The following is an 11,972-nucleotide window of genomic DNA, read 5'->3' as shown; positions in this document are numbered from 1 at the left end:
ACTGCGTGCCCTTTTTCGAGCGGTTACTTCATGACTGCCTTTTTAGCGCCGGCTGTAAATCGCCTGATTTACAACGTTTTCCAGTTGCTCTTGCCTGCCGCTCGCGTGCTGCGGATTCAGACCGCGTGCCAATGCATCCGTAGCCAGCGTCGAGAGCGAATAGTCACCCTTCAGAATTTTGCTGCCGAACTCCGACTCCCAGCCCGCGTAGCGCTGACGTTTGAACGTTTCGAGCCGGTCGTTTTCGATCAGCGTCGCTGCACGCTCGACGGCGAGCGCGAGGTTATCGATTGCACCGATGTGGCCGAAGAACAGATCTTCCGCATCGACGCTCTGGCGCCGAACCTTTGCGTCGAAGTTCATACCGCCGGTGGTGAAGCCGCCGTGTTTGAGGATTTCGTAGAAGGCCAGCGTCAGTTCTTCGACGCTGTTCGGAAACTGGTCCGTGTCCCAGCCATTCTGTTGATCGCCGCGATTCGCATCGACGCTGCCGAAAATACCTAGCGCGTAGGCCGTCGCGATCTCGTGATGGAACGAGTGACCAGCAAGCGTCGCGTGATTGGCTTCGATATTCACGCGAATCTCTTTCTCCAACCCGTATTGCAGCAAGAAGCCGTGCACGGTCGCCACGTCATAGTCGAATTGATGCTTGGTCGGTTCCTGCGGCTTCGGCTCGATCAGCAGTGCGCCTTTGAAGCCAATCTTGTGCTTGTGCTCAACCACCATGTGCAGGAAACGGGCAAGCTGATCACGTTCGCGTGCGAGATCGGTATTGAGCAACGTGTCGTAGCCTTCACGGCCGCCCCACAACACATAATTTTCGCCTCCCAGCATTTGGGTCGCATCAAGAGCATGACGAACCTGCGTCGCAGCGAACGCAAAAATCTCGGGATCAGGGCTGGTCGCCGCACCTGCTGCATAACGCGGATGCGAAAACAGATTGGCCGTGCCCCACAGCAGTTTGACGCCGGTATCCTGCTGCTTGCGCGCCAGATAGTCGGCGATGCGCGTGAAGTTCTCGCTATAGGCTTTCAGGCTATCGCCTTCCGGCGCAACGTCGGTATCGTGAAACGTGTAATACGGCGTACCGAGCTTCGAGAAGAACTCAAACGCGGAATCCGCCTTTTGCTGCGCCCGTTCCATGGCGTCGCCGGCTTGCTGCCAGGGACGCCGAAACGTCCCTTGCCCGAAGATATCGACGCCTGGCCAGACAAACGTATGCCAGTAGCACACAGCAATGCGAAGATGTTCTTCGAGTGTCTTGCCGAGCACCCGCTTACTCTTGTCGTAATGGCGATAAGCAAGCGGGTTATCCGATTGCGGGCCCTCGTAGCGGATCTCGGGAATGTGTTCGAAGTAGGACATCAGCGTCTCCTGTTTTATGCTGCACTGCAACCCGTGCGGTATCGCCGCGCCGGTCGACAAGGTGACGCCATGCTGCCGCTTGCAAGGTGCATCGGCAATTGCGAAATTGCGCAGCGTGCTTGATGTTTCTTACCGCCCATGCGTTTGTTTCACACCGGCGCGATGTTCGCGGCCTAGAATAACCAAACGCTTAAAAACGGTGCTGCCTTCAGAGCACGCCTAACAGGAGACAACGGCGCTGCGAATCTTGACGATCCGCACGCCACCACTGCCATGACCCGTCCGCAAACACCACAGACGACCCATCGGATCGCGCTGCTGTTCAACGCGAACAAGGTGTATGACCGCGAGATCATCACCGGCATCGGCAATTACCTGCTGTCGACGCGCGTGGCGTGGGATCTCTTCCTCGAAGAAGATTTCCGCTGCCGCTTGACGGGTATCGAGCGTTTCGACGGCGACGGCATCATCGCGGATTTCGACGATCCCGCCGTGGGTGAAGCGCTGCGAGATTGTCCGTTGCCGGTGGTGGCGGTCGGTTCATCGTTCGAAGATCCGGCGCACTATCCCCCGGACTTACCCTATATCGCCACCGATAACGCCAAGCTCGTTTCGCTTGCGTACACGCATCTGATCGGCGCGGGACTCGAGCACTTCGCTTTGTATAGCCTTCCGCAAGCGCAGGAGAATCGCTGGGCGCAGCAACGTGAGTTGGCATTCGCTCACTTGCGCAGCACGGACGGCCATAGCGCCGAGCAAATCGGCACCGAGATCTATCGCGGCCTGTCGACCAGCGCGCCGTCATGGAATCAGGCAACCGAGCAACTCACCGCGTGGCTCGCCCAGTTGCCGAAGCCGGTTGGCATCATCGCCGTCACCGACGCCCGCGCACGGCATCTGCTGCAGGCCTGTTTGATCGCGGGTATTCCCGTGCCTGAAGAAGTGGCGATCATCGGTATCGACAACGATCCGCTCACGCGTACGCTGACCCGCATTCCGCTTTCCTCCGTGATTCAAGGCACCGAGGAAATGGGCCGCACCGCCGCTCACTTGTTGCATCAAATGCTGCACGGCGCGCGTTTTCCGGGGCGGCGCATTCTCGTACCACCGGTCGGCATCAATGTGCTCGAATCGACGAAACACCAGCCGCTCGCAAGTCCGTATGTGATGCGCGCGCGGCACTTCATCCGCCAGTACGCGTGCCAGGGCATTCGCACCGAACAGGTTGCCGATTACGTGGGCGTGTCGAGATCGTCGCTCGAAGAGTACTTCCGGCGCGAACGACAGTGCACCGTGCATCAGGAAATACTGCGCCATAAACTCGACGTCGCGAAAGCGCTGCTGGCGAAGCGCGATGCGTCGAGTGCCGAGGTGGCGATTCGTTGCGGCTTCACGTCGCTGCAATACATGTACGCGGTGTTTCGCCGCGAACTCGGCTGTACGCCGCGCGAATACCAGGACCGTGTGAATTCGACCGCAACACCCGGCTGAGCATGCCTTTCACCTATTCTTTCCACCGACGACATGATCAGCATCGCACCACTTTCTTCTGAGCCATGGGGCGCTCTGCCCGGCGGCGATCCTGTGCGGCTCTTCACGCTGCGCAATGCGCACGGCATGAAAGTCGCCATCAGCGACCTGGGCGCGACGCTGGTGTCGTGGCATGCGCCGGACCGCGCGGGTCGTCTCGGCGACATTCTGCTCGGACACGACACGCCCGCCGAATACGTTGCGGCCACAACCTACATGGGCGGGCTGGTCGGCCGTTGGGCGAACCGCATTGCCGATGCGCGTTTCACGCTGGACGGTATCGAATACATGCTCGATCGCAACGAAGGCGCGAATCTGCTGCATGGCGGCACGCAGGGTTTTCATCGCGCACTGTGGGACGTGAGCGAAGACAACGGTGCGCTGCTTATGCGTCTGGAATCGCCCGAAGGCGACGCCGGCTTTCCGGGCAATGTCACGGTGCAAGTGCGTTACACGCTCGACGACGACGGCACCTTGACGATCGCGTATGAAGCGATCACGGACGCCCCAACGCCGCTCAACCTGACGAGCCATCCGTATTTCAACCTGACAGGTCGGCGGGATGCCGACATTCGCGGCCATGTGTTGTCGATCGATGCCGACCGGTTCTTCGAAGTCGACGCGTCGATGATTCCTTGCGAGCTTGCCGAAGTGGCAGGCAATGCGTTCGACTTCCGGCAGAGCGCGCCGATCGGGGCGCGGCTCGACTGGCCGCATGCGCAGTTGGCGAAGGCCGGTGGTTTCGATCACTGCTATGTGCTGCATGACGCGCCCGATGCCACGATGACCCGACGCGAACCGCAGGTACGCCAGGTTGCCTGCGCCTATGACCCTGGCAGCGGACGCGAACTGACCGTCTTGACCGATCAGCGCGGCTTGCAGTTCTACACCGGCAATTTCCTGAAGGGCGACACAGGACGCGGCGGCGTCGCCTACCAGGCGCACGCCGGACTGTGTCTCGAAGCCGGCGGCTTTCCGAACGAAGTTAATATGGCTGAGCAGGAGCAAGTCATCGTGCGGCCCGGCAGCACATACCGGCAGGTGACGGCGTACCGCGTGGGTGTACGTTCTGGAGTCTGAAGCAATTCTTCATATGTTAGGAAGAGCATTACATAACGCCGACTTATCATTTGCTGCAAGACTGAATTACGGGTTTAGGGGTTTGCCCTAGATCACCCGCTTCCTAGAATCCCTCCATAGGTCGCCGAACACATGTTGCGGCGCCGAATAAAACATCCCCGGAGGGAAGCATCATGAAATCGCTGATCAAAGCAGTGGCACTGGTCGTTGTACTCGCAGCCCCGGTCGCTTCGTTCGCACAGTCCGAGCAACCGCTGACCCGCGCGGAGGTCAAGGCGCAACTGATCCAGATCGAACAGGCCGGCTACAACCCCGCCACCGCAACCGACTCAACCTACCCCGCTGACATTCAGGCAGCCGAAGCACGCGTAGCAGCACAGCATGACGCCACCGGTTATGGTTCGTCGGCAAACGGTTCATCGCAAACCGGCACACCGATGCCCGCTGCGCCCGCAGGCCAGTAAAACGCCAACGCTATCCGCCGTTGCGTAGTTCGATGCGAGCCACGCTTGTTGAAGCATGCGCTCGCATGAACGCGTTTCTCCGCGCATGACGATGACAGCGCAGTGTCAGAAAATCCTTTGACGAAAATAATGGCTCATATATCCTAGCGCGGCAGTCTGGTGGTTCTCGCAGAGTGGTCAATTTGCATCAGCGAGGACTTCTACTCAACGTCGCTTCGGGTTCCATCGTGAAAGTCCGTGGTCCATTGGTGAGATATCAGCCTGGTCGGGAAAGAACGTTCCTGTCCGGCTGTTCGATCGCTCATCAGGGGAGCAACTGCGCTTCGCCATCCCGCCCCCTGTCTATCGATACCGTGTTGTCGCGTCGCTCCGTCCGCCGACACAACGTCATTGCAGCACCCGCAGCTATCGGGGTGCGTACTGACGAAATCGCGTCGCTTCTGCCTTAGCCCCCTTCTCTTTTCGCGAGCACGTGTTGCATGCGATCAGGCCGCTTTATCTGGCGGTCGAACGTCTGCAATGCATTTGTCCGTCCGCGCTTTGCAAGTCGTCTTGCTAGCGTTGGCCGGCTTATAGCGCTCGCCTCTCTGCGTCCCTTTTAGCTCTGCTGTGCGCTTACGCTGCGGCAGGCGGCGTCGCGTCCTTTATTCGTCCGCATTCGTGCGGAACATAAGGACGTGCGGGTCGTCACGTTCGTGCATCGGTGCCTGCGCTGCGGCGAAAACTGAAGATCGAAACCAAGGAGATAGTCGAATGAAGATCCGTCATACCAAGCTTCTCTCGCTCACCGGCACGATGTTGTGCTCGTTGACCGCTTTAACCCCAATGAACGCTGCACACGCAGCGGATACGACGATCAATGTCTACAACTGGTCGGACTACATCGCCAAAGACACGATTACCGGCTTCGAAAAGCAATCGGGCATCACGGTGAAATACGACAGCTACGATAGCGACGACACGTTGCAGGCGAAACTTCTGGCAGGCAGTTCCGGGTATGACATCGTTGTGCCCACATCGAGTTATATGGCGCGCCAGATCGAAGCCGGCGTGTATCAGAAGATCGACAAATCGAAGATGCCGAACCTCGCGAACCTCGATCCGGGATTGATGAAGCTGATTGCCGATGCGGACCCCGGCAATCAATACGGTGTGCCGTGGGCGTGGGGCACGGACGGTGTCGGCTATAACGTTCAGGCCGTGAAAAAGGCACTCGGTGCCGATGCGCCGGTTGATAGCTGGTCGTTGTTGTTCGATCCCCAGAATCTTTCGAAGCTGAAGAGTTGTGGCGTGTCTTTCCTCGACGCTGCCGCGGATGTTTTCCCGGCCGTGCTTCAGTACATGCATAAGGACCCGAACAGCACGAATCCCGGCGACTACCAGGCCGCGTATGAGGTGCTGAAGAAAGTGCGGCCGTATATCACGCAGTTCAATTCGTCCGGCTACATCAACGATCTGGCGAACAACGATATCTGCGTGGCGTTGGGCTATTCGGGCGATGTGGGAATTGCGCGGCGACGTGCGTCGGAAGCGAAGCGTTCGTACGACGTACGGTTCTCGAATATCAAGGACGCCGGCTTGCTCTGGATGGACGTGATGGTGATTCCGAAAGATGCGCCGCATCCGGAAGCGGCGATGAAGTGGATGAACTACATCGAAGATCCAAAAGTGAGCGCGGCGATTACGAACGAAGTGTTCTATCCGACTGCGAATCGCGCTGCGAGACAGTTTGTGACGCCGACGATCGAGCAGGATGCGAATGTGTATCCGCCAGAGGCTGTGCTGAACAAGATGACCTTGATGCGACCGCAGCCTGCACCGATCATGCGGCTTGAAAACCGCCTGTGGGCGCAGTTGAAGTCGGGGAGTTGAATTCGGTTTAGCTGATGTAGTCTGCTGACGGTAAGTGTCACCTTTTGAGCGTGGCGCATGCAGTGGGTGTGTGCGCTACGCCCTTTTTGAAGCTTTGATTTTTAACTCTGTTTGCATCGAGCCATTATGAGCATTCTGAATATCGTAGATTTTGCGCAGCCCGCCAAAGAAAGCGTTGAGTACATGCCGAAGGCGGAAGCGGTGCTTGCCGGCAATCCTTCGCAGCTTGTTCACACGCATTTTGCGAGCCCATGTGGGCAGCTCGCGGCTGGCGTTTGGGAGGGGGCTTGCGGACAATGGACGGTGAATTTCACCGAGAGTGAGTATTGCGAGATTCTCGAGGGCGTGTCCGTGATTCGGGATGCGGATGGGACCAGCAAGACTGTGCGGGCTGGGGATCGGTTTTTGATTCCGGCGGGGTTTAAGGGGACGTGGGAAGTGGTCGAGCCGTGTAAGAAGATTTTTGTTTCGGTGGAGTTTAAGGCGTAGGTTGCACTGGTGCTGCTGCTTTCAGGCTTCGCTGCACGTCAGCACCTAGCTTGGGCTCTCCTCGCAAATCGTCTTGAGCTGGGCGACGAACTTTTCGGCTGCCTCTCGCCCCGGGCTGTCCTCCCGCCAGATGGCTGACAGCGGAAGCGCTCCGAACAGCGGAGCGTAGCCGATCTTACGCAATCCATACATGGCGCCGACTTCGTCGACCGCAAATCCCGGCAATACTGCGATCGCATCCGTTTGCGCGCAAATCGCGAGATTGATCGTGTAGACGTGCGAGTAAATCACGCGATGCGGCAGCGGCACCCGTGCGGCATCCAGTGCATCACGCAAACTCTTCAGTAGCACGCTCGGTCCTTCCGGCAGGAACCACGGGAACGCAGCCATTTCCTCGAGTGTGACCGTCTTGCCGGCGAGCGGATGATGCACACGCCCAACGAATGCAGGGCCGCCATCATGGACCAACGGTTCGGCACGCAGGCCGGGGCGGTTGAGGTCGTTCCATCGACCGATCACCAGGTCCACGTCACCCGCGTCGAGTTCAGACAACAATTGCTCCATCGATGCCTGGCGAAGCGTCAGCCCCACGCGCGGCGCCACTTTCCCGAACACGTCGACGCAGCGGGACAGGGCTTCCCACCAGCCCACCGGCGTAAATACGCCGACCGTCAGCTTGCCCGACTCGCCTCTGGACAAGGCGTCGCACTCGTCTTCCGCACGCTCCAGGTCGGCCATCACCTTGGCGCTATAGCGCATCAACACTTCACCTTGCAAGGTGGCGCGCGAACCGAACGGCGTGCGCTCGAACAGTTGCGTTCCCATCAGCGTTTCCGCCTCGGTCAGCGCCTTTGAAATCGCGGACTGGCTAAGCGCCAGTTGCTCACTCGCTTTTTGCAGACTCCCGGTGCGCCCGATCTCGTAGATCACCGAAAGGTGCCGCATTTTCAGACGCCCTACACGTTTTCTGGTGTCGTCCATTCGGTGTTTTCCCGGGCATGACGTTTCTTCATGTCCCTCGCCGGTTAATTCGTTTTTTTGGCGTGCCAAGTGCCAGCAGACTTGGGTTCAAGCCGCACCCAGTTCCGCCGCGAGCAGAACATCGAACCGATTATATCGGCAAGCGTGTGGTGGCCGAATCAACCTTTTTCGAGCGGAGAATCAGTGGAAAAACAACGGACATTCGGCAAATGCTCCACGGCGATGGCCGTCGCATTCGCACTTGGCGCGACCCACGCCGGCGCGCAAAGCAGCGTGCAACTCGGCGGTCTGGTCGGTGCCGGTCTGAACTACGCGACCAACGTCGGCGGCAGCTCATCGACCTATATGAGCCCCGCCGGCGTGTTGCGGCCGAACGTGTTCTTTCTGCGCGGCACCGAGGACCTTGGTGGCGACCTGAAGTCTGTTTTTCTCCTCTCGACGATGTTCAACATTGCGAACGGCACCAACGTCGGCGGTAGCGGTTCGCTGTTTTCTCGCGAGTCCTACGTCGGTTTGTCGGATCAATGGGGCACGCTCACGGCGGGTTCACACCGCGACTTCATGTTCGACCTGTCCGTCGACGGCTACTCCGGCGCTTATTACGCCGGTATCGTCGGCGCCCATCAGGGACCGTTTGCCGGCTTCGGCGTGCCGTATGGCGGTGGTGGCGATATGGACTTCGACCGCATCAATGGCGAAGCGCTCAACAACAGCGTGAAGTTCACCTCGGCCAACTTCAACGGACTCACGTTTGGCGCGATGTACGGTTTCGGCGGTCTGGCGGGCCGGTTCGGTGCGGATTCGTCGAGCAGTTTCGGTGCGAATTACTCCAATGCGTTGTTCGGCGTGGGCGCCGCCTACACGATGGCCAAATACACGCAACTGAACAATGGCAACGACGGTATCCGCAATATCGGCATCGGCGCCAATATCCGCCCCGCGCCGTGGAAGCTGGCAGCGCTCGCAACCTGGACCAAAAATACCGCAACCGGTGGCCAGATCGCCGCCTACGACGCAACAGTCGGCTTTGACTTCACGCCCGCGGTCGGAGCCAGCCTGACTTACACCTACATGGACGGCAACGAGGTGTTGCAGAACAAGCATGCGCAGAGCCTCGCGGGCACTCTCAATTACAACTTCTCCCGGCGTACCACGGTTTATGTGGAAGTCATCGCGCAACGCGCCACGGGTCCGGGTGCCAGAGCGCAGATCAACGGCACACCGGGCGCTTCGAGTTCCGGTAACCAGGTCGTTACCTCATTAGGTATCCAGACAGTATTTTAGGCGAGCGCCTTCTTCTGCTTCTTTCCCATTTTCTCTGACAATCGAACAGATCAATAACCATGGAACATTTCTCCAGTCAGGCCGCGGCCGTTGTTCAAACTCACTCCGGCAAAGTTCGCGGCCACGTAAACGAAGGCGTCGGAATCTGGCTCGGCGTGCCTTACGGCGCGGCCACCGGTGAACTCGGCCCGTTCGCCGAAGTCGGGACCGCACCCGCGTGGGACGGCACGCTCGACTGCGGTGGCTTGCCCGCGGTGTTCACGCAACCGCAAAGCAGACTCGCGGCCGTCATGGGGCCGGCCATCGATGCATATCCGCAATCCGATCAGGCCTTCACCGTTAACGTTTTCGCTCCGCCCAATGCGCAAGGACTCCCGGTGCTCGTGTTCGTGCACGGCGGCGGCTTCAGTTCAGGCGGCGGCACGCGCTGGTACGACGGTAGTACCTTGGCGCGCGACGGCAACATCGTCGTCGTGACCGTCAACTACCGGCTCGGCATCTGGGGCAGCCTGTACGCACCAAACGCGCCCTCGAACAATACTGTGCGCGACGTGCTGGCCGCGTTGCGCTGGGTCGCCGCGAATATCAATGCATTTGGTGGCGACGCGGCCAACGTGACGCTGTCGGGCCAGTCTGCCGGCGCCTTGCTGACCCGGTTGCTCACCTTGTGCGCCGAGGCAAAGGGCCTTTTCAAGCGCGCCATCATGCTGAGTTGCCCGGGGCGCCTGGGTGCGGCGTCGGACGATATCGGCGATGCAACACGCCACGTCATGCGGATTCTCGGTGTGTCCGATGTCGCCGCGCTCGCACGGGAACCCGCTGCCCGCGTCCTCGAGGCGGTGACAACAGCGACCCGTGAGCGCACCGTGCCGGGTTCAGTGGCGCCACTCTTTCGCCCCTACGCGGACGGCGTGCTGCTGCACGACTGGATGGACGACCTGGATACTGCTGCCGGGCGCGCGCACTGCAGTGAAATCATGGTCGGCTTTACACGCGAAGAATTCACCTCGTTCCTCTGGCAACAGGCGGAGTCAATCAATCACGCACCCGACTCTGTCCTCGCCTGGTATCGGAATACGCATGGCGCCGACGCTACGCTGCGATATCGCCAGGCGGCGTTGCACAGGACGGGCGCGACGCCTTATACGCAGTGGGTCGACGCTATGTCGGAAGACATATTCGGGTTGCCCGCGATGGCGATGGCGAGCAGCTACGCCAGGCATGGGCACGCATTCGCCTATCGCTTCGATCTGCAGACCCGGCAGCCCAATCTGTATGCGCCGCACTGTCTCGAACTGCCGTTCTTCTTCGGCAATCTCGCCGACTGGTTCGATGCGCCGATGCTCGAAGGCTTCAGCCGCGATGAGTTGCAGCCGCTCGCGTCACGCTTTAGCGCCAGCGTCACGAATTTCGTTCGCACTGGCAAACCCGGCCTCGGCAAGTGGCATGCGTTTTCCGACACGACGCCATTTCTGATGTCGTTCGACAAAGACGCCGTGTAGCCGCAGCGTGCCTTGCCTTCCACACCATACTCAAAGAGCGACATCATGAAACCTGCATCACCTGCGCAAATCGCCTCGCCATCATTGGCGGTCGACGCGAAGTTGTGGATCATCGGCCTTGTCTGCTTCTGCGTAATGGCGGTGGATGGCTTCGACACAGCGTCGATTGCGTACGTCGCGCCGACGCTCGCTCGCGAATGGCACATCGCACACGCGGCGCTGACACCCGCCTTTCTCGCCACAAGTATCGGTGCGGTGATCGGCTATGTATCGAGCGGTGCGCTCGTGGCGCGCATCGGGAGGCGCCGTCTCATCGTGCTCGCTACCGTGGCGTTCGCGCTGCTCTCGCTCGGCACCGCGCTTGCCGGCTCCATCGTCAGCATATCGGCCGTGCGATTGGTCACTGCGGTCTGCCTCGGCTGGGTTGTGCCGGCCGCGATCTCCTGTACCGCCGACCATGCCGGCGAGCAATCCCGCGCTGCTGCAACTATTGCGGCCACAACGGGTTTGTCAGCCGGTGCTGCGTTGGGCGGCGTGCTGGCATCGCTGTTGATCGCGCATCATGGGTGGCGGTCGGTTTTCATCGCAGGTGGCGCCCTGCCACTCATGTTGTTGCCCTTTGTCTGGGTCGCACTCAACGGAACCGATAATCAGAAAGCGGACGGCTCAACGATACACACAGACACGCCCAACGCATCACAGTCGTCGGGCATCGTCGCTTTGTTTAGGCATCAGCTAGCGCTGGGAACGGCTCTCATCTGGTCCATCGCATTCCTCGCCTTTCTGGTGACCTATCAATTCATGTTCTGGATACCGACTCTGCTCGTGTCGTACGGATTTTCGCCAGCGAGCGCAGCGTTGGGCTCCACAGCGAGCGCAATCGGCGGTATTGCAGGGAATATGGCCTTGTTGCTATTTGTCGGGCGATACGGTGTTCAGCGCTCGCTTATCCTCACTGCATGCCTCGCGATCGGATGCATTGTGTGCCTCGGACTCCTGAGCGTGGAGCAGAGCGCCGTGCTGTTGCTCATTGCCGGGGTGGGTGCGGGCACAACCAGTGCCTGCGTCGGGCAAGCCACACTTGCTGTCATGGCGTATCCGCCCGCCCTACGCCCAACCGGGGTTGGGTGCGCTGCCGCAGCGGGCCGCGTCGGTGCAGTAGTCGGCCCGGCAATCGGCGGCATTCTGCTAACGCTTGGGTTTTCGCCACAGCGAATCGTGTTGTTGAGCTGCTTGCCGATTTTCCTGATTATTGCCTTGCTCGCGATCTCGCAGGGCTACTCGCGACGCTCGCCAGCGGCTCACGTCGAGTGAGAACTCACCCGGCTCGGTACTCTCGGGGCGAACAGCGATTGTGTCGAGGCGCTCTGGCTGTCTGACACTCGGCGCCGGCACCACCACCCAG

The 11,972-nt window shown here is 59.9% G+C and carries 10 protein-coding genes; 8 read left to right on the top strand and 2 right to left on the bottom strand.

What is annotated here, in order from left to right; translation table 11 throughout:
* Window positions 1–42 precede the first annotated feature (42 nt).
* The gene (gene xylA, locus KHO33_RS04430) at window positions 43–1,365 is read right to left on the bottom strand and encodes a xylose isomerase (protein ID WP_200561528.1); all 1,323 of its coding nucleotides are present in this window, start codon (window positions 1,363–1,365) and stop codon (window positions 43–45) included.
* 273 nt (window positions 1,366–1,638) lie between these two features.
* Here xylA and KHO33_RS04425 point away from each other — a divergent pair, with 273 nt between their 5' ends.
* The 5 genes from KHO33_RS04425 to KHO33_RS04405 all read left to right on the top strand — a co-directional run bounded on the left by KHO33_RS04425 (window position 1,639) and on the right by KHO33_RS04405 (window position 6,800).
* A complete protein-coding gene (locus KHO33_RS04425) occupies window positions 1,639–2,856 on the top strand; it encodes a XylR family transcriptional regulator (RefSeq protein WP_154558009.1) in 1,218 nt (405 codons plus the stop codon).
* 33 nt (window positions 2,857–2,889) lie between these two features.
* Window positions 2,890–3,975 carry an aldose epimerase family protein gene (locus tag KHO33_RS04420; RefSeq protein WP_200561526.1) on the top strand — a complete coding sequence of 362 codons (1,086 nt, stop codon included), beginning with the start codon at window positions 2,890–2,892 and terminating at the stop codon, window positions 3,973–3,975.
* A gap of 173 nt (window positions 3,976–4,148) precedes the next feature.
* A complete protein-coding gene (locus tag KHO33_RS04415) occupies window positions 4,149–4,439 on the top strand; it encodes a DUF4148 domain-containing protein (protein ID WP_054040126.1) in 291 nt (96 codons plus the stop codon).
* Between the two features lie 795 nt (window positions 4,440–5,234).
* Window positions 5,235–6,311: a polyamine ABC transporter substrate-binding protein gene (locus KHO33_RS04410; protein ID WP_234480399.1), complete on the top strand. Its 1,077-nt coding sequence runs from the start codon at window positions 5,235–5,237 to the stop codon at window positions 6,309–6,311.
* A gap of 126 nt (window positions 6,312–6,437) precedes the next feature.
* Complete coding sequence (locus KHO33_RS04405) at window positions 6,438–6,800, top strand: cupin domain-containing protein (protein WP_054040125.1); 363 nt, start codon at window positions 6,438–6,440, stop codon at window positions 6,798–6,800.
* Between the two features lie 45 nt (window positions 6,801–6,845).
* On the opposite strand, the gene KHO33_RS04400 is transcribed toward KHO33_RS04405, so the two are convergent.
* Complete coding sequence (locus KHO33_RS04400) at window positions 6,846–7,781, bottom strand: LysR family transcriptional regulator (protein ID WP_200561522.1); 936 nt, start codon at window positions 7,779–7,781, stop codon at window positions 6,846–6,848.
* 183 nt (window positions 7,782–7,964) lie between these two features.
* Between KHO33_RS04400 and KHO33_RS04395 the strand changes: the two genes are divergently transcribed.
* The 3 genes from KHO33_RS04395 to KHO33_RS04385 are packed head-to-tail and all read left to right on the top strand — an operon-like array spanning window position 7,965 to window position 11,881.
* On the top strand, window positions 7,965–9,065 hold the full coding sequence (locus KHO33_RS04395) for a porin (RefSeq protein WP_200561520.1): 1,101 nt from the start codon (window positions 7,965–7,967) through the stop codon (window positions 9,063–9,065).
* Window positions 9,066–9,124: 59 nt separating this feature from the next.
* On the top strand, window positions 9,125–10,567 hold the full coding sequence (locus tag KHO33_RS04390) for a carboxylesterase family protein (protein ID WP_200561517.1): 1,443 nt from the start codon (window positions 9,125–9,127) through the stop codon (window positions 10,565–10,567).
* A gap of 45 nt (window positions 10,568–10,612) precedes the next feature.
* Window positions 10,613–11,881 carry an MFS transporter gene (locus tag KHO33_RS04385; RefSeq protein WP_200561515.1) on the top strand — a complete coding sequence of 423 codons (1,269 nt, stop codon included), beginning with the start codon at window positions 10,613–10,615 and terminating at the stop codon, window positions 11,879–11,881.
* Window positions 11,882–11,972: the final 91 nt, after the last annotated feature.

The sequence above is a fragment of the Paraburkholderia nemoris genome, from assembly GCF_905221015.1.
GTDB classification, from domain to species: domain Bacteria; phylum Pseudomonadota; class Gammaproteobacteria; order Burkholderiales; family Burkholderiaceae; genus Paraburkholderia; species Paraburkholderia nemoris.
Note: the sequence above shows the minus strand (reverse complement) of the source record. Positions and strands in the feature narration are given on the sequence as shown.

Excerpts from the sequence above, each read along its gene's own strand:
- KHO33_RS04385 (WP_200561515.1), top strand. The coding sequence starts at position 10,613 with ATGAAACCTGCATCACCTGCGCAAATCGCCTCGCCATCATTGGCGGTC.
- KHO33_RS04420 (WP_200561526.1), top strand. The coding sequence starts at position 2,890 with ATGATCAGCATCGCACCACTTTCTTCTGAGCCATGGGGCGCTCTGCCC.
- xylA (WP_200561528.1), bottom strand. The coding sequence starts at position 1,365 with ATGTCCTACTTCGAACACATTCCCGAGATCCGCTACGAGGGCCCGCAA.
- KHO33_RS04405 (WP_054040125.1), top strand. The coding sequence starts at position 6,438 with ATGAGCATTCTGAATATCGTAGATTTTGCGCAGCCCGCCAAAGAAAGC.
- KHO33_RS04410 (WP_234480399.1), top strand. The coding sequence starts at position 5,235 with ATGTTGTGCTCGTTGACCGCTTTAACCCCAATGAACGCTGCACACGCA.
- KHO33_RS04390 (WP_200561517.1), top strand. The coding sequence starts at position 9,125 with ATGGAACATTTCTCCAGTCAGGCCGCGGCCGTTGTTCAAACTCACTCC.
- KHO33_RS04415 (WP_054040126.1), top strand. The coding sequence starts at position 4,149 with ATGAAATCGCTGATCAAAGCAGTGGCACTGGTCGTTGTACTCGCAGCC.
- KHO33_RS04425 (WP_154558009.1), top strand. The coding sequence starts at position 1,639 with ATGACCCGTCCGCAAACACCACAGACGACCCATCGGATCGCGCTGCTG.
- KHO33_RS04400 (WP_200561522.1), bottom strand. The coding sequence starts at position 7,781 with ATGGACGACACCAGAAAACGTGTAGGGCGTCTGAAAATGCGGCACCTT.